The following is a 19,674-nucleotide window of genomic DNA, read 5'->3' as shown; positions in this document are numbered from 1 at the left end:
GAAGTGCCAGATCCCGCCGTGGTCGGCGACGGCATCCCGCGGTCACCCCGTCCACGCCCCGTCGCTCCCGGGTCGATGCGCGCCTGCGTCGCCTCCGTCCGTCTCCGGCGGCGACCAGAAGCGCCGCGGCGCGGACTGCACCGCAGTCACGACAGCCCGGTGGAACCAGTTGAGCGCGGAGCTCTCGTAGCTCGTGGAGCGGGTGTAGAGCCGGACGTGGATGGGGGCCAGGTCGACCGGCAGGGGTCGTGAGACGAGCGGCCACAGCGGCATCCAGTTCTCGGCGAGGCTCGACGGGACCACCGTGATCCAGGGTCCGGCATGCAGCAGCCCGGGCAGTGAGGAGGTGTGGCCGACCACGAGGTCGGGGCTGATGGGCAGGCCCGCGCGCTCGAGAGCCGCGCCGACGCCGGGTGCGGCCGAGTCGCTCGAGGTCGTGAGATGCCGCGCGTCGGTGAAGGCCTGGCGGGTGATCGCCTTCCGTCCGGCGAGCGGGTGGTCGGCGGACATAAGCAGCACGTAGCGCTCGGTCTTCAGGACCGGGCCGGTGAACTCGCCGGGCGGCGGGGTCGACGCGATGGCGAGGTCGACGCGACCGCGGGCGAGCCATTCCGGCAGCGCCCGGACATCCAGCGGCACGACCTCGACCTCCACGTGCGGCGCGACCGCGGCGATCGATCGGAGGATGGTCGGGAGGAAGCCGACCTCTCCGAGCTCGGAGAGCGCCAGGCGGAATCGGTGCCGGGCGGTCGTGGGATCGAAGTCCCGAAGACCCGCGACGGCGGTCTCGACGCGGCTGAGGGCGGCGTGGAACTCCGGATAGAGGGTGTGCGCGGCGGGGGTCGCCCGCAACGTGCGCCCCTCGCGGACGAAGAGCTGGTCGCCGAGCTCGCGCCGCAGACGTGTGAGCGACTGACTGACCGCGGACTGCGTCACGAAGAGGCGCTCGGCGGCCGCGGTGACCGTTCCCGTCTCGTAGACGGCGACGAAGACCGTGAGCAGATTGAGGTCCATACCGCCGCTCCTCCCTCGCAGATCCGTATCGGAGTATTCAGTGAGACTAATGCAATCCATGAGGAGGATTAAGTACGGATGTGGCATCGGGTGACGCAGACTTGCCGAAGCCGTCCGGCGAAGGCGCCGGCGGCGCACCACATTCGATCATGGAGGCTCGAAGATGGCGAAGCGATCATTCACGGGGCGGCTGGCGACCGCCGTCGCCGGCGGTGCGATGACGGCCGCGGCACTGGCCGGGTGCTCCCCGGGCGGTGCGGAGGCCGGGTCGAGCGGCGAGCCCGCGACGCGGACGGTGAACGTCGCGGTCCTGCCCACCTCGAACATGGCCGCCGTGTACCTCGGCGAGGAGGAGGGCTTCTTCGCCGAGGAGGGGCTCGAGCTGAGCATGACCACGGTCGGGGGCGGCGCCGAGATGATCGCCGGCCTGCAGGCCGGATCGTTCGACTTCGTCGTGGCGGGCTACGTCCCGCTCTTCGCCGCCGCCGCCAACGGACTGCCGCTGTCGATCATCTCCGCCAACGACGTCGGCGGTGCCACTCCCGACGAGGAGTGGCAGGCGCTGGTCGTCGGAGCCGACTCGACGGCGCAGTCGGTGCAGGACCTCGAGGGCGCGACGGTCGGGGTGAACGCGCTCAAGGGCGTCGCCGAGGCCACCATCCGTGCGTCCTTGCAGCAGCAGGGCGTGGACGACACCGCCGTGCAGTTCGTGGAGATCCCCTTCTCCGAGGTCCCCGCGGCCCTGGCGAACGGGACGGTGGATGCCGCGTTCGGCTCCGAGCCCTTCATCACCGGCACCCTGGGGGACGGCGGGCGGATCCTCGACACGCCCTCCTACAACCTCGGTGCGAACTTCCCGAACGGCGCATGGGCGACCTCGGCGGACCTCGTCGAGAGCGATCCGGACCTCGTGGATCGCTTCACGGCCGCGATCACGGCATCCGTCGACCACGCGGCGGAGAACGACGACGCCGTGCGGCAGATCCTGCCGACCTTCACCGCGCTGTCGCCGGAGCTCGCCGCCGAGATCCGCCTGCCCATCTTCCGCTCCGCGCTCGACCGCGAACAGCTCGAGACGCTGGTGGAGATCCTCGTGGAGTTCGGCGTCGTCGACCGGGCACCCGATCTGGACCAGCTGATCGAGGGGTGACGGCCATGACCGCACCGGTCTCGCTCGGTCCGCCGAGGGCGCCGTCCGGGTCTGCAGACCGCACCGCGGGCGGCGCCCTGAGCCGGCTCCGGCATCGGATCGGCTCACTGGGCGGCGCCCTGGTCATCGTCCTGTCGCTGGAGCTGGTGACGCGACTGGAGATCCTTCCGTCGCGCTACCTGCCGCCGCCCAGTGTCGTCGTCGCCGCACTGGCGGAGCTGCTGACCGAGGCGATCGCCTGGCAGGCGATCGGGCTGACCCTGCTGGCGTGGTCCCTCGGGCTCGGGATCGCCGCGCTGGTCGCCGTCCCGCTCGGAATGCTGCTCGGAACGAGCGAGCTGGCCTATCGGGCGACCCGGCCCATCGTGGAGTTCCTCCGGCCCGTGCCCTCGGTCGCGCTCATCCCCGTCGTCTTCCTGATCTTCCGCCCCGGGTCGTTGGAGGGCACCGTCTTCCTCGCCGCCTTCGCCGCGACCTGGCCGCTCCTGGTGCAGGTGATCTACGGCGTGCGGTCGATCAACCCGATCCAGATGGCGACGGCGCGCTCGTTCCAGATCGGCCGCGTGCGCACCTTCCTGCGGGTCGTCCTTCCGGGGGCCACGCCCTACCTCGTGACCGGCTTGCGGATCTCGTCGTCGGTGGCCTTGATCCTGGTCGTGACCGGGCAGATCATCATGGGCGCACCGGGGATCGGTCTGCAGATCAACCGAGCGCGAGAGGGCGCGGACGTGCCCCTCATGTACGCGTACGTCATCATCGCCGGAGTGCTCGGGCTGCTCCTGAACATGCTCTTCGCCGCCCTCGAGCGCAGGGCGCTGCACTGGCACGCCTCGCAGAGGGCGGGTGCGCGATGAGGCTGAGGAGCAGCGTGCACGTGGCGGCGGAGATCGTCACGCCGGTGCTCGTCGTGCTCATCATCCTGTGGGCCACGAACACGGGCTCGAGCTTCTTCCTCCCGCCGCTCCAGGACGTCTTCGTCGCGTTCGCCCAGAACTGGCTGTTCGCGCTCGTCCCGGCCGAGCTCCTGCCGAGCCTGTTCCGCCTGTTCTCCGGATACCTGATCGCGGTCGTCGTCGGCATCGGCGCGGGCATCCTGATCGGGCGGAGCCCGCGGATCCGGCGTCAGGCGGACCCCGTCATCGAGTTCGTGCGCGCGATCCCGCCGCCGGCGCTGCTGCCGTTCACCCTCATCGCCTTCGGCACCGGGGACGCGGCCAAGATCATCCTCATCGCGCTCGTCTGCGTCTGGCCGATCCTGCTGAACACCGTCGACGGCATCACGGGCGTCGACTCCACGCTCCGCGAGACCGGTGCCAGCTACCGGATCGGCGGCTGGGACGCCCTGGTGCACGTGGACCTCCGTGCGGCGAGCCCGCAGATCTTCGCGGGGATGCGGGCGGCCCTCCCGCTCGCGCTGATCATCATGGTGATCAGCGAGATGGTCGGGGCCACCAACGGAGTCGGATTCTTCATCGTCCAGGCCCAGCGCACCTTCGCGATCCCCGACATGTGGTCCGGGATCATCCTGCTCGGGATCCTCGGCTACCTGCTCAATCTCGTCTTCACGGTCATCGAGCGGCGGATGCTGGCCTGGCATCACGGCGCGCGGGCCGACGTCCACTGACCGACGGAGGAACACCATGCTCGCGTTGAACAACGTCGCCAAGAGATACGGCGACGCCGCCACCGGCACCCTCGCCGTGCAGGATCTCACGTTCGAGATCGGGCGGAACGAGGTGGTCACCATCGTCGGCCCCTCGGGCTGCGGGAAGACGACGGTGCTCAAGCTCATGGCCGGTCTGATCGATCCGACCAGCGGGTCGATCACGATCGACGACGTCGCGGTGACGCGGCCGCCGAAAGAGATCGCGCTCGTCTTCCAGGACTACATCAACTCGCTCTACCCCTGGATGACCGTCGGGCAGAACGTCGAGTTCCCCCTCAAGCGGGAGGTGCGCGATCGTGCGCAGCGCAAGGAGCGCATGATGGCGGCGATCGAGTCGGTGGGTCTGCTCGGGTTCGAGGATCGCTATCCGTGGCAGCTGTCGGGCGGGATGCAGCAGCGCGTCGCCATCGCCCGGGGGCTGGCCTACCAGCCCCGGATGCTGCTGATGGACGAGCCGTTCGGAGCCCTCGACGCGCAGACGCGAGCGGAGCTGGAGGACCTGGTGCTTCGGGTCAGGGACGCGTTCGACATCACGATCGTCTTCGTCACGCACGACATCGACGAGAGCGTGTACCTGGCCGACCGTGTCCTGGTGATGGGCCCGCGGCCGACGTTCATCGAGGCCGACCTGCCCGTCGAGCTGCCCGCGCCGCGGGACCAGATCGAGACGAAGGAGCTGCCGGAGTTCGCGCGCGTGCGCAGCGACGTGTATCGCCGCATCCGCCGATCGAGCGAGCTGATGCGCACGGGGAGCATCCGGACGGTGATCCGGTGAGCGCGGCCGGTGCCGCCGGGAACCGCGAGGGAGAGGAACGGATGTCGAGGGGAGAGGATCAGGTGACGCAGACGGTGACGGTCGGCGAGGCCGTCGGGCGGGCGCTGGCCGAGCGGGGGATCGCCCACGTGTTCGGCGTCGTCGGCAGCGGCAATTTCATGGTCACGCACGGGCTGGTCGCATCCGGGGTGCGCTTCACCGCGGCGCGGCACGAGATGGGCGCCGCGTGCATGGCCGATGCGCACTCCCGGTTGACCGGACGTGTGGCGGCGGTGAGCGTGCACCAGGGATGCGGGCTCACGAACGCGATGACCGGGATCGGCGAGGCGGCCAAGTCGCACACCCCGATGCTGGTCGTCACGGGGGACTCCGCCGTGGGCCAGGAGGAGGGCAACTTCGTCATCGATCAGGACGCGCTCGTGGCGTCGGTCGGCGCGGTTGCCCGGCGCATCCATTCGGCCGCGACGGCGGTCGCCGACGCCGTGGCGGCCTACGACATCGCCGTCCGCGACCGGACGACCGTCGTGCTCTCGCTCCCGGTCGATCTGCAGGCCGAGGAGTGTCCTGCGTCGGCGGCGATCGATCCGCCGGCGCGGGTGATCCCGGCCGCTGCGTCGGAGGCAGGCGTCGCCGAGCTCGCCCGGATCCTCGCCGAGGCGCAGCGCCCCGTGCTCCTCGGCGGCCGCGGGGCGCGGCACGCATCCGCCGAACTGCGCGCCCTCGCCGCACAGACGGGAGCCGTGCTGGTCCCCTCCGCGGGTGCGCGCGGCCTGTTCGCGGACGAGGCGTGGGCGCTCGATGTCATGGGCGGCTTCGCGACCCCGGGCGCGCAGAAGCTGATCCAGGAGGCCGACGTGCTGGTGGCGTTCGGGGCCGCGCTCAACCCCTGGACGGCCCATGGCGGCGCCCTGACGGCGCAGCCGGTGCTCGTCCAGGTCGATGATCGGGCCGACGCCTTCGGAAAGCACCGCCACGTGACGGTCGGGATCCTCGGCGACACCGCATCCGTCGCCTCGTCGGTCGCGACGCGGCTCGCGGCTCGGGGGCCCGCTCGCACCGGCTGGCGCACGCCCGCGACCGCTGAGCGCATCCGCCGCATCCGGTACTGGACCGAGAACCTGCCGGACGAGCGGGACCATCCCGGTCGTGTCGGCCCCGGCGCCCTGACGGCCGCTCTCGACGCGATGCTCCCGACCGAGCGGGTCGTCGTGCCGGACGGCGGCAACGTCAACATGTACGCGGGAGCGTTCCTGCGCGTGCCCGACGACCGGGGGTTCGTCATGCCGCTGTCGTTCCAGTCGATCGGCCTGGGTCTTTCGAACGGGATCGGCGCCGCGATCGCCCGGCCCGATCGGATGACGGTCGTGGGCACCGGGGACGGCTCGTTCCTGATGGGGGCGGTGGAGCTCGACACGGCCGTCAGAGAGGGGCTCGGGATGCTCGTCGTCGTCTACAACGACGATGCGTACGGCGCCGAGGTTCATCTGTTCGCGGACCAGCCGGACAAGCACGCCATCGTGAGGTTCCCCGAGACCGACATCGCCGCGATCGCGCGCGGATACGGCTGCGAGGGCGTCACGGTGCGCTCGCTCGACGATCTGGGGGCGGTCCAGGAGTGGCTCGACGGGCCTCGGCGGCGACCGCTCGTCGTCGACGCCAAAGTGGCGGGCGACCCCTCGCCGCTCATGGCCGGCGACCTGGCCCACTGATGCGGCAGCCCCTGCTCCTCGGCTCCAGTGTCTTCTGTTCCGGTCTCTGAGCGGGGATCGGAGCGACGAGACTTCTCGGTCCCTGAGCGGGGAGCAGGGGCTCCGAGACGAAGGGGCGCGATGCGCCCGCTAGGCGCGCTGGGCGGCCGGGCTCTCTTCGCCCCACGGCGCGGCGCGCAGCGACCCGGCGTCGCGGACGCGGTCGATCATCCCGCGCAACAGCATGTTGAGCGACGTGATCTGCTCCGGCGTCATCCCCCCGAGGATGATGTCCTGGCCGCTCAGGGAGACCGGCAGCATGTCGCGGTGCATCTGCGCGCCGGTGGTGGTGAGGTACATCGGCCGCGATCCGCGGGGGCCGTCCACCAGCACGATCAGCTCGTGCGCGGTCAGGGTGGTGACGCTCTTGGAGACGACCGCCTTGTTGACGCCGATGAAATCCGACACCTCCGTCGCCGAGGCGCCGGGGCGCAGCGCGAGCGCGGAGACGACCCGCCAGTCGTTGGTGCCGAGCCCGAAGCGCCGGCGCAGCTCGTGCGACTCGCGCCACACCAGCGCGTTCGAGAGGAGGGCGAGCAGCCGAGGCGTGAAGTTCTCCGGATCGATCGTCTCGTCGAGCGGATGGGTCACCATCTCCGTTCCGGGGCGGACGGGACCGGGCCGTGCGTCTGCGCGGGGCATGCTGCTCCTTGTCGGGGTCTTGCGAAAGAAGAGAAGAGGGGCCCGACCTCGAGGATCGGGCCCCTCTTCCTCCGGTGATCGATCAGTGTGCCATGGCGGCCAATGCCTCCGGATCGATCGTGGCGATCGAGCGGGTGTCCTGGAAGGCCCGGATGCCCTCGATGCCCTGCTCGCGGCCGAAGCCGGACTGCTTCACGCCGCCGAACGGCGCGCGCAGGTCCAGCCGAGTCGCGCCGTGGTCGTTGACCCAGACGTATCCGCACTCCAGCCGGCTGCCGACGCGCTGCGCGGCATCGGGGTCGGCGGTCCACACCGACCCGCAGAGGCCGCCCCAGGTGTCGTTGGCGAGGCGGACGGCCTCCTCCTCGGTGTCGAAGGGGATGAGCGGGATGACCGGGCCGAACTGCTCCTGGGTGACCACGCGCAGATCCAGCGACGGGTCGACGACGATCGCGGGGCGCAGGAAGTTGCCGCCGGCGAGCTCGCCGCCCGGCAGCTCGCCGAACTCGCGCACATCCGCCCCGGCGTCCTTGGCCTCCTGGATGATCTCCTCGACGAACGCCTTCTGCGCCGGCTGGTGGAGCGGTCCCAGGGTGGTGCCCTCGTCGAGTCCGTATCCGATGACCGCCTTCTCGAGGCGGGCGGACAGGCCCGCGACGACCTCGTCCAGGCGCGAGCGATGCACGAAGACGCGCTTCGCGTTCATGCAGATCTGGCCGGTCGTGTCGTAGACGGCCGCGTACAGCCGGTCGAGGTGGACGTCGTCGATGACGGCGTCCTCGAGGAAGAGGGCGGCATCGTTCCCGCCGAGCTCGAGGGTCACCCGGGTGAGGGTCTTGGACGCGAGCTCCATGATGCGCTTGCCTCCGCCGACCGAGCCGGTGAAGCAGACCTTGGCGACATCCGTGTTCTGGATGAGGCCGGTCATGTTCTCGTCGCGGCCCGTGATGACGTTGAGGACGCCCGGCGGCAGCTTCTCCGCGATGCGCTGCACGACGCGCGTCGTGGCGAGGGGCGCCGAGGGCGGCGGCTTCACGATCGCGGTGTTTCCCGCGAGCAGAGCATGCGGAAGGGCGGCGCCGAGGATGGCGATCGGCCAGTTGAACGGCACGATGACGGTCACGACGCCGAGGGACTGGTAGGCGACCTCTGTCGAGACGGGGATGGCGCCCGGGACGACGGGAAGGGTCTTCGAGGTGTCCACCTCCTCCGCGAGCATCAGTGCCAGGTTCCATCGGATCTCGAACACGAGCGCGTCCACCCATGCCTCGAAACGGATCTTCCCGTTCTCCTGCGAGAGGATCGCCGCGTCCGCATCGCGATCGTCGGCGATGCCCGCGATCGCCTCGGCCATGATCCGAGCCCGCTCGGTCGCGCCGAGAGCGGACCACGCCGGGTAGGCATCCTTCGCCGCGGCGACCGCATCGGTCACGTCCTGAGGGGTGGCCGCGGCCGCCTCGCCCACGATCACGCCCGGTTTGGCGGGGTCGTTCACCGTGAGCGTGCTCTCGGTGAATCGCTCCTGCCCTCCGATGTACAAGCCGGTCCGCGCTCCCGCGGTGGTCAACACGTCTCCAGTCATCTCGACATTCACCTCTCTGTGTGTCGTTCGCCTCCGGGAGCGGCGCTCCCGGTCTCCGTCGGATTCGACGGAAGTCTCGGGTCGAGTGGCCGTCGCGGGATCGCAACGGCTTTGTCGACGAGTCTGCGGCCTGATCGCCTCGCCATCAAGCGTGTAAACGAGTTTAGGTACATTCTTGTTTACTTGTAAATAGGTTCGTGCTAGCGTCACTCCCGTCGCGAGGCGGAAGGCCTCCCGGCAACCGAGAGAGTGTCGATGAGGACGCGCGTGGTCGGCGTCGGAAACGGCATCCGTGTCATTCAATGAGGAGACATGAGATGAGTACGGACACCCTGGACACAGGGAAGCTGCACACGGTCGAGGAGCTCGAGGAGCTGTCCTTCGAGTTGCGCACGAAGCTGCTGCACCTGTGCGGCACCTACGAGGGCGCGGTGCACGTGGGCGGCGATCTGTCGTCGGCGGACATCTTCACCGCGCTGTTCGAGTACGGGCTGCGCGTGGATCCGACCGATCTCGCCAATCCCTCCCGCGACCGCTTCGTCCTCAGCAAGGGCCACGCTGCCGTGGCGATGTACATCGCGATGGCGATCCGCGGGTTCTTCTCCTATCAGGGCATCGTCGACACCTACGGGCTGCTCGACAGCGCCTACGGGATGCACCCGTGCAAGGTCCAGCTGCCGGGGGTCGAGGCCTCGACGGGATCGCTGGGTCACGGTCTGCCGCTCGCGGTGGGGATGGCGCTCGGCGCCCGGCACCGCGGCGAGAGCCACCGGGTGATCACGCTGATGGGCGACGGCGAGACCGGCGAGGGCTCGGTGTGGGAGGCCGCGATGGCGGCGAACTCGAACAGGCTCGGCAACCTCGTCGCGTTCATCGACCGCAACCGGCAGCTCATGACGAGCTTCGACGAGGAGCGTGTGGTGCTCGAGCCCTACCCCGACAAATGGGCCGCGTTCGGCTGGAACGTCGTGCACATCGACGGCCACGACATGGCCGCGCTGGTCGGCGCGATCGATGCCCTGCCGGCGACCGACTCCGACAAGCCGACCGTGGTCATCTGCGAGACGGTCAAGGGCAAGGGGGTCGATTTCATGGAGCGGAACCTCGCGTGGCACGCGGGGTCGCTGGGAGCGGCGGACCTCGAGCGTGCCCTGGCGGCCCTCGAGACGTCGCGTGAGAAGGAGAGTGTCTGATGCCCACGACGTTCACATTCGGGGAGATGCTCTCCGCGCGTTCGGTGATCGGCTCGACGCTGGCGGAGCTGGGCGAGGAGCATGAGAACCTGTTCGTGCTGACTCCCGACATCGGCCAGTCGCTGACGGAGTTCCGCGACGCGTTCCCGGACCGGTTCATCGACGTGGGCCTCGCGGAGCAGGCGTGCGTCGGCATCGCGGCCGGCCTCGCCTACGACGGCAACATCCCGGTCGTGTCGGGCATGCTGCCGTTCCTGTCGATGCGCGCGCTCGAGCAGGTGCGCACCGACGTCTGCTATCCGAACCTCCCGGTCAAGATCATCGGCACCCACGGCGGGCTCGTCGGCAACGGCGGGTCGACGCACTACGCCGTCGAGGACCTCACGCTCATGGGCGCGCTGACGAACATGACGGTCACCTCGATCGGCGACCCGATGATGGTCGGCGAGATCATCCGCCAGTCGATGGCGATGAGCGGTCCGATCTACATCCGACTGGCGGTCGGCAAGAAGGACAAGGTGCTCTACGCGCCCGGGGAGCACGACATCCGGATCGGCAAGGGGATCGTCGCCCGCGACGGATCAGACCTCACGATCTTCACGCACGGCACCACCGTCGCGCAGGCCCTCGACGCCGCGGACGCGCTCGCCGAGGACGGCCGCTCGGTGCGCGTCGTCGACATGTTCACCCTCAAGCCGATCGACGAAGAGCTCATCGTGCGCTCCGCGGAGGAGACCGGTGGCCGGTTCGTGGTGCTGGAGGACCACCTCGCCTACGGGGGGCTCGCGACCCGCATCGCCGACGTCGTCGCCGATCGCGGCGTCTCCCTCACCTCGTTCGAGCGACTCGGCATCCCGCAGGTGTACGCCGGCTTCGGCGACGATGAGGAGCTGCGGGACAAGCACGGCTACGGGCTCGAGGCGACCATCGCCGCCGCCCGGCGTGCCATCGCCCGGCACTGACCGACTCGGGAAGAGGGATTCCCGAGCCATCCATGTTCGGTTTCGACGGAGAGACGTATGAGAACGGTAGCGGTCACCAAGATCGGGAGTCTGCGCGACCCCGACGAGAGCACACGGGGACGCATCGGCGTCGTCGACTTCCCGGAGCAGCCCCTGGGGCCCGAGGACGTCCGCATCCGGGTCGCCTACTCGGCCATCTGCGGGTCGGACCCGCATCTGGCGGAGGGCTTCTTCGGCACCGACGTGCCGATCGGGCTCGGGCACGAGCTGTCCGGCGTCGTCGAGGAGCTGGGCGAGCGGGCGCACCGCAACGGGCTGCGCGTCGGTGACCGGGTCGCCGGCAACTTCCTGCGGTTCTGCGGCACCTGCCGTCCCTGTCAGGAGGGCAGGCAGCAGTTCTGCGAGCACATCCAGGACTACAACCGGCCGGGCATGGCCGAGACGGTCACCTGGCACGAGTCGCAGGTCTACCGGCTGCCCGACGACGTCAGCCTGCTGAAGGGATGCCTGCTCGAGCCCACCTCGGTGGCCGTGCGCATCGCCGACAAGACCCGCATCCGCGTGGGCGACCGCGTCGCGATCTGCGGCGGGGGTCCGATCGGGCAGCTCGCGCTCCAGGTGATGAAGATGCACGGCGCCACCTCGCTGACCATGATCGAGCCGATCGCCGACCGTCGTGCGATGGCCCGCCGGCACGGTGCCGACTACATCATCGACCCGGTGAACGAGGACCAGGATGCGGTGGCCGGCGAGATCACCGGTGGCCGCGGGTTCGACGTCGTCATCGACGCGTCGGGATCGACCCGCGCGGTCCGCGGGCTCCTCGACATCGCCGCCAAGGGCGCGACCGTGGTCTACGGGGCGATGTACCCGGAGGACTACGAGCTGCCGCTCAACCTGTCGAACCATCTCTACCTGAAGGAGCTCACCCTCACCGGCGTCTTCGTGTCGCCGTATGCGTTCCCGCGCGCGCTGCAGATCCTGCCGCACCTGGACGTCGAGGAGCTCACCCGATCGGTGTTCGAGCTCGAGGACGCGGCCGACGCGTTCGCGATGCACGTCAGCGGGCGGTACCCGAAGGTCGTCATCCGCTGCAACGACCTCGAGGAGGTGCGGCGATGAGCGTCCCCGCCGACCTCGCCGCCGTCGCCGCGCCGATCCTCGAAGTGCGCGGCATCACGAAGCACTTCGATGGCGTCCAGGCGCTGCGCGGGATCGACCTCGAGGTGCGCCCGGGCGAGATCCACGCCCTCCTCGGCGAGAACGGCGCGGGCAAGTCGACGCTCATCAAGATCATCACCGGCCTCTACCAGCAGGACCAGGGCGAGGTGCTGGTCGGAGGCGAGCCCGTCGACTTCCCCAATGTGCGCGCCGCGCACCGTGCCGGTGTCGTCGCTCTCTACCAGGAGCTCTCGATCGTCCCGACGATCAGCGTCGCGGAGAACATCGTGCTCGGCGAGGACGCGCCGTCGACCGTCGGGTTCGTGCGGTGGAAGGAGCTCCGCGCGCACGCGAAGGCGCAGCTGGACCGCCTGGGCCAGCAGATCCACCTGCGTCGCCTCGCCGGCGGTCTCTCGCCCGTGCAGCAGACGATGGTCGCGGTCGCCCGGGCACTGTCGATCGATGCCAAGGTGCTGATCCTGGACGAGCCGACCGCGGCTCTCACCGACACCGAGATCGAAGGACTCTTCACGGTCCTGCGCAACCTCCGGGACGAAGGCGTCGCGATCGTCTACGTGTCGCACCGACTCGAAGAGGTGTTCGCCCTGTGCGACCGACTCACCGTCATGCGCAACGGCCGCACGATCGTGACCAAGGACGTGTCCGACTCGTCGATCGACGACGTCATCTCGACGATGGTGGGTCGCGAGCAGAACGAGCTGTACCCCGAGCGCGGCAGAGGCGGGGGCGAGGTCGTGCTCGCCGTCGACGGGCTCTCCGGCCGGCGCGTGAAGGACGTGTCGTTCCAGGTGCGGGCGGGCGAGGTCGTCGGGGTCGGAGGCCTCGCGGGATCGGGGCGGAGCGAGCTGCTCCGCCTCCTCGCGGGAGCGCAGAAGAACTCGGCGGGGATCGTGCAGGTGGGCGGGACCGCCGTGGTCGGTCGTGGAGTCGGTCGTGCCCTGGACGCGGGCATCGCTCTCGTCCCCGAGGAACGCCGGGCGCAGGGTGTGATCCTCTCGGCGCCGATCGCCGACAACATCGCGATCGCGAACCTGAAGTCGGTCAGCCCCGGGGGCATCGTGTCCCAGCGACGCATCGTGCAGCTGGCCAAGCGGGCGCTCGCCGATCTGCGGATCAAGGCCAGAAGCGTCCGGCAGCCGGTCGGGCAGCTCTCCGGCGGAAACCAGCAGAAGGTCGTGCTCGCGAAGATGCTCGCGCGGGGCCCCAAGGTGCTGCTCATGGACGAGCCCACTCGGGGAATCGATGTGGGGACGAAGGCGGAGATCTACCGCCTCATCCGCGAGCTGGCCGCGACGGGGACAGCGGTCGTCGCCGTCTCCAGCGAACTGCCCGAGCTCATCGGTCTCTCGGACCGGATCCTCGTCATGCACGAGGGTCGCATCTCCGGCGAAGTCGACGCAGACGGAGCCGACGACGAGCTCATCCTCACTTATGCATATGGAAGGGACGCCTGACATGGCGCAGACAGACACCCTCACGATCGCCGCCGTGGAGCGCGACCGGCCCTCGCCCTTGCAGTGGGTGTGGCAGGGGAGCACGGTCATCGCCCTCGTCGTTCTGGTCATCGTGTTCACGATCGCCGGCAACGGGGTGTTCCTCACCGCGGGCAACATGACGAACATCCTCAATCAGGTCGCGATCCTGACGATCATCGCGGTCGCGCAGACCTTCGTCATGGTCGTCGGAGACTTCGACCTGTCGGTCGGCACGACGGCGACCCTCTCGGGAGCGTCGGCCGCCGCCCTCATGATCGCCGGCGTGCCCGTCCCGCTGGCGATCGTCATCGCGTTGGTGGTCGGCACGCTCGTCGGCGTGGTCAACGGCATCCTCGTCGCCTACCTCAACCTCTCGGCCTTCGTCGCGACCCTGGCGACCATGACCACCGTCGGCGGGCTCGCCCTGATCGTGACGGGCGGAACCACCCTGTACGGCTGGCCGGAGGAGTTCGGCTTCCTCGGGCAGTCGCGGGTGAACGGCGTGCCGTTCCCCGTCGTCTACGCGATCGTCATCGCCCTGATCGCCTGGGCGGTCCTGCGCTTCACGACGATCGGGCGTCGCTGGTACGCGATCGGCGGCAACGCCGAGGTCGCCCGGCTCTCGGGTGTCAGCGTCCGCTCCACTCGCTTCCTCGCATTCTCGGTGGCCGGCTTCCTCTCGGGCCTGGGAGGCATCGTCCTGGTCAGTCGCCTCGGCAGCGCCGGTTCCTCGAGCGCCAACGACCTCATGATGTTCGCCGTCGCCGCGGTGTTCCTCGGCATGACCCTGCTGCGGTCGGGACAGGCGAACATCGGCGGAACGATCGTGGGCGTCGCGATCATCGGTGTCGTCCAGAACGGCCTCAACATCGTCGGCGTCAACACCTACATCCAGCAGGTGCTCATCGGCGTGATCATCATCGCCGCGGTTCTCCTGTCGGGGCTCAAGCAGAAGAACGCGTAGCGCGCCATCGGCGCGCCTCGCCGAACACAGGCAATTCCTCCCGCCGGGGCGATCGTTCCGGCGATCCCATGCAAGACACAGTACGAAACACGACAAAGGAGTCCGCTCATGCGCACTGTAATCACGAAGCGTCGCCTCACCACGACCGCGCTCACCATCGCCGCCGTGGTGGCCCTCGCGGGATGCTCGGTCACCACCGGGTCATCGGGCGGCGGCACGAGCGCCGAAGGCAAGACCGACGGTCTCGGAGACGACGGCGTCTTCAAGGTGGCGGCATTCACCGCGGGCTATGCGACGCCCGGTGGGAAGCTGACGCTGGACGAGTTCGTCGAGAAGGGCAACGCCCAGGAGAACTGGGAGGTGACGCTGTACACGAGCGCGTTCGACTACGACAAGATCAACAGCGACGTCCAGACCGCCATCCAGCAGGGCGCGGACGCGATCCTCGCCGGCTTCCCCGACCCGCGTCAGATCGCCCCGCTCGTCCAGGCCGCGCAGGAGGCCGGCATCCCGATCTTCTCGATCGACGGCGGCGTGGAGCCCAACGACGACTTCGTCGTGGACATCACCTTCAGCCAGGAGGTGACCGCGGACCTCACCGTCGGCGCGCTCGAGGAGGCCATGGGCGGTCTCGAGGGCAAGAACGTCATGGTGATCGGGCACGACCCGCACATCGGCATCCAGACCCGGTCGAACCTGGCCCTGGACAAGCTCGAGGCGGCCGGAGCGATCATCGCCGGCGGCGGGATGAAGCAGGCGCTGGATCCGGGCACCGGCCGGACCGAGGCGCTGAACTTCGTCACCGACTACCTGCAGGCGAACCCCGAGGGACTGGACGGGGTCTGGGTCGGTTGGGATGACGCAGCCCTCGGCGCGGCACGTGCCATCACGGAGGCCGGCCGTGACGACATCTTCGTCACCGGCGTCGATGCCCTGGGCGAGACCGCGGTCGAGATCGCGAAGAACGGCCCGATGTACGCGTCCGTGGCGCAGGACTGGGTCAAGGTCGTCGACGACATGATCGTCCTGATGAACGACTACCGCGATTCGGCGACGCTGCCCGCGGAGAACTACATCCCGCTGGATGGCGAGCTGATCGACCGCAGCAACGTCGCGACCTACGTGCCGACGCTCTGATCGGGGCCGTGACGATGAGTGCTGTCACCCCATCCGATCTGTCGGCACTGCTCGATCTGAGCGGGGACGTCGTCGTCGTGACCGGAGCCTCCAGCGGCATCGGGCAGGCGGCGGCGGAGATCTACGCCGCCGCCGGTGCCACCGTCGTCGTCCTCGGACGGAGCGAGGCGCGCGTGGCCGACGTCGCAGCGGGGATCGTCTCCGCAGGCGGCGACGCCCACGGGTACGCCGTCGACGTCGCCGCGCGCGGCGCTCTGGATGCCGTGTTCGAGCGGATCACGTCCGAGGTCGGTCGTCCCACGGTGGTCGTCGCGAACGCGGGGATCGCCGGCGGCGCGAGCTACCTCGGCGAGGGCCGCATCGCGCACTACACGGACGCCGAGTGGGACGAGGTCCTCGCGACCAACCTCACCGGCACGTTCGAGACGGTCCGCGCGGCATCGAGGGTGCTCGAATCCGGCGGCCGGATCCTGGTCACCGCCTCGACGGCGGGGCTTCGGACGGACCCGATGGTCTCGTACGCCTACGTCACCACCAAGGCGGGCATCCTCAATCTCGTGCGCCAGCTCGCCCTCGAGCTCGCACCGCGCGGCATCCGCGTCAACGCGATCGCACCCGGTCCGTTCAAGGGCACGCGCATCGGCGACGGCAAGACCGAGATCACGCCGGAGGCGGAGGCCATGTGGGCGGAGACCATCCCCCTCGCGCGGATGGGGACCATGGCCGAGGTCCAAGGGCCCATGCTGTTCCTCGTCGCGCCCGCATCGTCGTTCGTCACGGGGGCGATCCTCGCCGTCGACGGCGGCGCGCTCGCCCTCTCGCACACCGGATTCTGAGGAAGAGTCCACCCACCTGTGCCGGCGGGGAGATCCGCTCCCCGCCGGCACACCATCACGAAGGAGCATTCAGAATGAGGCTTGAAGGCAAGATCGCCCTCATCACGGGCGGCGCAAGCGGGATCGGTCTCGCGACCGTGCAGAAGTTCGTCCGCGAGGGCGCGAAGGTGATGATCGCCGACATCGATCTCGAGCGCGCCCGGGCTGCCGCCGACGCGGTCTCCGGCGAGGGCTTCGACGGATCGGTGGCCGCGGTGGGCGTCGACGTCTCGGTGTACGCCGAGGTCGAGGCCGCTGTCGCGCGAGCAGTCGAGCACTTCGGGAGGCTCGACGTCATCTTCAACAACGCCGGGATCGCGGGGGGCCGCCCCCTTCTCGAGCACGATCCGGTCAAAGACTACGAGCCGATCATCCGCGTCGACCAGGACGGCGTCTACTACGGCATCCTCGCGGCCGGCCGACAGTTCCGTGCGCAGGGCACGGGCGGCGTCATCATCAGCACCTCGTCGATCTACGGCGAGCAGGCGGCCGAGCTCTCGTTCACCTACAGCGCCGCCAAGGCGGCGGTGATCTCCTTCACCCGTTCCGCAGCGTACGAGCTGGCGCCCTACGGCATCCGTGCCGTCGCGATCACGCCTGGGCGCGTGGGAACCCCGATCATCAATCAGTTCAGCGACGATCTCAAGGCGACGTTCGCGTCCGAGCAGCTGCGGGACAGGATGACGGAGCCGTCGGAGATCGCGGACGTCGTCGCCTTCCTCGCATCGGACGAGTCGAACGTGATCAACGGCACGGTCGTGCACGTCGACGACGGCTACTCGGTGTTCAAGCAGCGGCTGGACCTGCCGGTCTTCTGAGCCATGAACCCCGACCTCGATCTCGACCTCGATCTCGCCTGTCACCTGAACGTCCTGGTGCCGGATGCGGAACCCGTTCGTCTCGACGGCGCCCTGGCGACGCTCGCGGACCTCGGCTACCGTCGCGTGGTGCTGCCGCCGCTCGATCCCGGCGAGACGGATCCCGCGCCCCTGCGCGCGGCCCTCGCGCGTCACGGCCTGGCGCCGATCACGATCGCCGGACAGACGCCGGACGCCGACGTCTCGTCCGACGAACCGGAGGTGGCGGCGGCCGGCGAACGCGCCCTGCGGGCGGTGCTGGAGCTGACCGTCGCCCTGGGCGGCGACCAGATGAACGGCGTGCCGTACGGCGTGTTCGCCCATCCGACCGCACCGGTGCCCACCGGGCGGTTCGATCGGGCGGCGCGGGCCGTCGGCCGGGTGGCGGACGAGGCGCACGAGCGCGGGGTGACCGTGACCTTCGAGGTGCTGAACCGCTACGAGACCTCCGTCGTGAACACCGCCGAGCGTGCGATGGAGCTCGTCGACCGGAGCGGGTCGGACCACCTGCGCATCCACCTCGACACGTTCCACATGGCGGTCGAGGAGGCGGACCTGAACGCCGCCATCCGCACCGCTCTGCCGAAGCTCGGCTACCTCGAGCTCGGTCAGTCCGGGCGGGGCCACCTCGGCAGCGGTGCGATCGACCTGCCCGCCGTCATCGCCCGCGCCATCGACGACGGCTACGAGGGGCGCTGGGGCGTAGAGGCGTTCTCCCGTGCGGTGCTCGCCGAGCCCGTCGCCGACACGCTGGCGATCTGGCGGTCTCCGTTCCAGGATGGGGGAGAGATCGCCGAGGAGGCGCTCCGCGTGATCCGGCGGGGATGGTCCGAGAGCACCGCCGGGCGGCGGGCGCATCGGCTGGCGCGCGGCGCGACCACCTGACCTCCCCGGCCCTCGCCCGGACGTGACCCCCATCCGAACGACCTGATCCCCACACCGACGAAGGGAACGACGATGTCCACCATCACCGAGACCGATGCGCGTCTCATCGACGCGGCGGCGATCGCCGGAAAGATCCATCTGGACGGGCGCTGGGTGCTCGGCGGAGGCGGCGAGACCGCATCCGTCGCCCCCGCGACGGGCGAGGTCATCGCCACCGTCGGGATCGCCTCGGCCGATGACGTCGCCCGAGCGGCGGCATCCGCGGCCAAGGCGCAGAAGGCCTGGGCGGCGACCCCGCATCCGGAACGCGCCGCGGTGCTGCGCCGCGCGGCTCAGCTTTGGGAGCAGCACGCCGACGAGATCATGGGCTGGAACATCCGCGAGGTGGGCGCGATCCCGCCGCTGGCGGGGTTCGCCCTCCACGTGACGGCCGCGGAGTGCTACGAGGCGGCGACGCTGCCGTCGGCGCCGCTCGGGTCGATCCTCTCCAGCGAGGAGCCGCGGCTGTCGCTCGCGCAGCAGGTGCCCGTGGGCGTGGTCGGCGTGATCTCGCCGTTCAACGTCCCGCTCATCCTCGGGATCCGCGCCGTCGCACCCGCGCTCGCGCTCGGCAACGCGGTGCTGCTCAAGCCCGATCCGCGCACCGTCGTGACCGGCGGGGTGTCGATGGTGCGCATCTTCGAGGAGGCGGGGCTGCCCGCCGGCGTGCTGCAGCTCGTGCCCGGCGGTGCCGAGGTCGGCGAGGCGCTCGTGACCGATCCGAACGTGCGCGTCATCGCGTTCACCGGGTCGACGAGGGCGGGACGGATCGTCGGCGAGCTCGCGGGACGGCACCTGAAGCGCGCCCACCTGGAGCTCGGCGGCAACTCCGCGTTCCTCGTCCGCGCCGACGCCGACGTCGATCAGGCCGTGAACCTCGCGACCTGGGGGTCGTTCCTCCACCAGGGACAGATCTGCATGACCGTCGGCAGGCACATCGTGCACGAGTCGCTCTTCGACGAGTACGTCGCGAAGCTCGCCGCGAAGGCGGACTCGATGGCCGTCGGCGACCCGGCCGCGGACCAGGTGCATCTGGGGCCGCTCATCGACGAGGTGCAGCGCGACCGGGTGCACACCCTCGTGCAGGATGCCGTCGCGCAGGGGGCGACCCTCGCCGCCGGCGGGACCTACGAGGGGCTCTTCTACCGCCCGACGGTGCTCGCGAACCCGCCGAAGGATGCGGCCGCCTACGCGGACGAGGTGTTCGGGCCGGTGGCCTCCGTCGTGTCGTTCGCGACCGACGACGAGGCCGTCGAGCTGGCGGCCGCAACCGAGTACGGCCTGTCGCTCGGGATCGTCAGCCGCGACGGGCTGGCGGCGCTGGAGCTGGCACGCCGCATCCCGACCGGCATCGTGCACATCAACGATCAGACGGTGGGCGACGAGGCGAACGCGCCGTTCGGCGGGGTCGGCGCCTCGGGCACCGGGTCCCGGCACGGCGGCGCCCAGGCGAACATCGACGCGTTCACCGAGACCCGCTGGATCACCCTGCGCCGCGAGCCCGGCCAGTACCCGCTCTGACCCGCCC

The 19,674-nt window shown here is 69.9% G+C and carries 18 protein-coding genes; 15 read left to right on the top strand and 3 right to left on the bottom strand.

Annotation, left to right across the window (positions count from 1 at the left end; genetic code table 11):
• Nucleotides 1-42: 42 nt before the first annotated feature.
• Entirely contained in the window at nucleotides 43-1,014 is a 972-nt protein-coding gene (locus tag GVL03_RS07920; protein ID WP_159500451.1) for a LysR family transcriptional regulator, read from the bottom strand.
• A 163-nt stretch (nucleotides 1,015-1,177) separates the two neighbouring features.
• Here GVL03_RS07920 and GVL03_RS07915 point away from each other — a divergent pair, with 163 nt between their 5' ends.
• The 5 genes from GVL03_RS07915 to GVL03_RS07895 all read left to right on the top strand — a co-directional run bounded on the left by GVL03_RS07915 (nucleotide 1,178) and on the right by GVL03_RS07895 (nucleotide 6,314).
• A complete protein-coding gene (locus GVL03_RS07915) occupies nucleotides 1,178-2,164 on the top strand; it encodes an ABC transporter substrate-binding protein (protein WP_159500450.1) in 987 nt (328 codons plus the stop codon).
• 5 nt (nucleotides 2,165-2,169) lie between these two features.
• Entirely contained in the window at nucleotides 2,170-3,018 is an 849-nt protein-coding gene (locus tag GVL03_RS07910) for an ABC transporter permease (RefSeq protein WP_159500449.1), read from the top strand.
• A 14-nt stretch (nucleotides 3,019-3,032) separates the two neighbouring features.
• Nucleotides 3,033-3,788, top strand: a complete 756-nt coding sequence (locus tag GVL03_RS07905) for an ABC transporter permease (RefSeq protein ID WP_200847099.1) — start codon at nucleotides 3,033-3,035, stop codon at nucleotides 3,786-3,788.
• Nucleotides 3,789-3,804: 16 nt separating this feature from the next.
• The gene (locus GVL03_RS07900) at nucleotides 3,805-4,605 is read left to right on the top strand and encodes an ABC transporter ATP-binding protein (protein ID WP_159500447.1); all 801 of its coding nucleotides are present in this window, start codon (nucleotides 3,805-3,807) and stop codon (nucleotides 4,603-4,605) included.
• A 62-nt stretch (nucleotides 4,606-4,667) separates the two neighbouring features.
• On the top strand, nucleotides 4,668-6,314 hold the full coding sequence (locus GVL03_RS07895) for a thiamine pyrophosphate-binding protein (protein WP_235038070.1): 1,647 nt from the start codon (nucleotides 4,668-4,670) through the stop codon (nucleotides 6,312-6,314).
• Between the two features lie 129 nt (nucleotides 6,315-6,443).
• Here GVL03_RS07895 and GVL03_RS07890 read toward each other — a convergent pair whose 3' ends face one another.
• Nucleotides 6,444-6,995, bottom strand: coding sequence for a MarR family winged helix-turn-helix transcriptional regulator (locus GVL03_RS07890; RefSeq protein ID WP_159500446.1), 552 nt, complete (start codon nucleotides 6,993-6,995; stop codon nucleotides 6,444-6,446).
• Between the two features lie 82 nt (nucleotides 6,996-7,077).
• A complete protein-coding gene (locus GVL03_RS07885) occupies nucleotides 7,078-8,577 on the bottom strand; it encodes an aldehyde dehydrogenase family protein (RefSeq protein WP_159500445.1) in 1,500 nt (499 codons plus the stop codon).
• A 317-nt stretch (nucleotides 8,578-8,894) separates the two neighbouring features.
• On the opposite strand from GVL03_RS07885, the gene GVL03_RS07880 reads away from it, so the two are divergent.
• The 10 genes from GVL03_RS07880 to GVL03_RS07835 all read left to right on the top strand — a co-directional run bounded on the left by GVL03_RS07880 (nucleotide 8,895) and on the right by GVL03_RS07835 (nucleotide 19,667).
• Nucleotides 8,895-9,770, top strand: coding sequence for a transketolase (locus GVL03_RS07880; protein WP_159500444.1), 876 nt, complete (start codon nucleotides 8,895-8,897; stop codon nucleotides 9,768-9,770).
• Nucleotides 9,770-10,732: a transketolase family protein gene (locus tag GVL03_RS07875; RefSeq protein WP_159500443.1), complete on the top strand. Its 963-nt coding sequence runs from the start codon at nucleotides 9,770-9,772 to the stop codon at nucleotides 10,730-10,732. Before GVL03_RS07880 ends, GVL03_RS07875 begins: the two co-directional genes overlap by 1 nt.
• Nucleotides 10,733-10,789: 57 nt before the next feature.
• On the top strand, nucleotides 10,790-11,854 hold the full coding sequence (locus tag GVL03_RS07870) for a zinc-binding dehydrogenase (RefSeq protein WP_159500442.1): 1,065 nt from the start codon (nucleotides 10,790-10,792) through the stop codon (nucleotides 11,852-11,854).
• Nucleotides 11,851-13,368 carry a sugar ABC transporter ATP-binding protein gene (locus tag GVL03_RS07865; RefSeq protein WP_159500441.1) on the top strand — a complete coding sequence of 506 codons (1,518 nt, stop codon included), beginning with the start codon at nucleotides 11,851-11,853 and terminating at the stop codon, nucleotides 13,366-13,368. Before GVL03_RS07870 ends, GVL03_RS07865 begins: the two co-directional genes overlap by 4 nt.
• A gap of 1 nt (nucleotide 13,369) precedes the next feature.
• Nucleotides 13,370-14,353, top strand: a complete 984-nt coding sequence (locus GVL03_RS07860) for an ABC transporter permease (protein WP_235038069.1) — start codon at nucleotides 13,370-13,372, stop codon at nucleotides 14,351-14,353.
• Nucleotides 14,354-14,461: 108 nt separating this feature from the next.
• Nucleotides 14,462-15,490 (top strand): sugar ABC transporter substrate-binding protein, encoded by a 1,029-nt coding sequence (locus tag GVL03_RS07855; protein ID WP_159500439.1) that lies wholly within the window; start codon nucleotides 14,462-14,464, stop codon nucleotides 15,488-15,490.
• 14 nt (nucleotides 15,491-15,504) lie between these two features.
• Nucleotides 15,505-16,326: an SDR family NAD(P)-dependent oxidoreductase gene (locus GVL03_RS07850; protein WP_235038072.1), complete on the top strand. Its 822-nt coding sequence runs from the start codon at nucleotides 15,505-15,507 to the stop codon at nucleotides 16,324-16,326.
• Nucleotides 16,327-16,400: 74 nt separating this feature from the next.
• Complete coding sequence (locus GVL03_RS07845; protein ID WP_159500437.1) at nucleotides 16,401-17,183, top strand: SDR family NAD(P)-dependent oxidoreductase; 783 nt, start codon at nucleotides 16,401-16,403, stop codon at nucleotides 17,181-17,183.
• A 3-nt stretch (nucleotides 17,184-17,186) separates the two neighbouring features.
• Complete coding sequence (locus GVL03_RS07840) at nucleotides 17,187-18,107, top strand: sugar phosphate isomerase/epimerase (protein ID WP_159500436.1); 921 nt, start codon at nucleotides 17,187-17,189, stop codon at nucleotides 18,105-18,107.
• A 72-nt stretch (nucleotides 18,108-18,179) separates the two neighbouring features.
• Nucleotides 18,180-19,667 (top strand): aldehyde dehydrogenase family protein, encoded by a 1,488-nt coding sequence (locus GVL03_RS07835; protein WP_159500435.1) that lies wholly within the window; start codon nucleotides 18,180-18,182, stop codon nucleotides 19,665-19,667.
• Nucleotides 19,668-19,674: the final 7 nt, after the last annotated feature.

It is taken from the genome of Microbacterium sp. 18062 (assembly GCF_902706225.1).
GTDB lineage: Bacteria > Actinomycetota > Actinomycetes > Actinomycetales > Microbacteriaceae > Microbacterium.
Note: the sequence above shows the minus strand (reverse complement) of the source record. Positions and strands in the feature narration are given on the sequence as shown.

Bases quoted from the DNA above. Each gene is read 5' to 3' on its own strand.
- GVL03_RS07920 (WP_159500451.1), bottom strand. From the start codon at position 1,014: ATGGACCTCAATCTGCTCACGGTCTTCGTCGCCGTCTACGAGACGGGA.
- GVL03_RS07915 (WP_159500450.1), top strand. From the start codon at position 1,178: ATGGCGAAGCGATCATTCACGGGGCGGCTGGCGACCGCCGTCGCCGGC.
- GVL03_RS07910 (WP_159500449.1), top strand. From the start codon at position 2,170: ATGACCGCACCGGTCTCGCTCGGTCCGCCGAGGGCGCCGTCCGGGTCT.
- GVL03_RS07900 (WP_159500447.1), top strand. From the start codon at position 3,805: ATGCTCGCGTTGAACAACGTCGCCAAGAGATACGGCGACGCCGCCACC.
- GVL03_RS07890 (WP_159500446.1), bottom strand. From the start codon at position 6,995: ATGCCCCGCGCAGACGCACGGCCCGGTCCCGTCCGCCCCGGAACGGAG.
- GVL03_RS07885 (WP_159500445.1), bottom strand. From the start codon at position 8,577: ATGACTGGAGACGTGTTGACCACCGCGGGAGCGCGGACCGGCTTGTAC.
- GVL03_RS07880 (WP_159500444.1), top strand. From the start codon at position 8,895: ATGAGTACGGACACCCTGGACACAGGGAAGCTGCACACGGTCGAGGAG.
- GVL03_RS07875 (WP_159500443.1), top strand. From the start codon at position 9,770: ATGCCCACGACGTTCACATTCGGGGAGATGCTCTCCGCGCGTTCGGTG.
- GVL03_RS07870 (WP_159500442.1), top strand. From the start codon at position 10,790: ATGAGAACGGTAGCGGTCACCAAGATCGGGAGTCTGCGCGACCCCGAC.
- GVL03_RS07865 (WP_159500441.1), top strand. From the start codon at position 11,851: ATGAGCGTCCCCGCCGACCTCGCCGCCGTCGCCGCGCCGATCCTCGAA.
- GVL03_RS07860 (WP_235038069.1), top strand. From the start codon at position 13,370: ATGGCGCAGACAGACACCCTCACGATCGCCGCCGTGGAGCGCGACCGG.
- GVL03_RS07855 (WP_159500439.1), top strand. From the start codon at position 14,462: ATGCGCACTGTAATCACGAAGCGTCGCCTCACCACGACCGCGCTCACC.
- GVL03_RS07850 (WP_235038072.1), top strand. From the start codon at position 15,505: ATGAGTGCTGTCACCCCATCCGATCTGTCGGCACTGCTCGATCTGAGC.
- GVL03_RS07845 (WP_159500437.1), top strand. From the start codon at position 16,401: ATGAGGCTTGAAGGCAAGATCGCCCTCATCACGGGCGGCGCAAGCGGG.
- GVL03_RS07840 (WP_159500436.1), top strand. From the start codon at position 17,187: ATGAACCCCGACCTCGATCTCGACCTCGATCTCGCCTGTCACCTGAAC.
- GVL03_RS07835 (WP_159500435.1), top strand. From the start codon at position 18,180: ATGTCCACCATCACCGAGACCGATGCGCGTCTCATCGACGCGGCGGCG.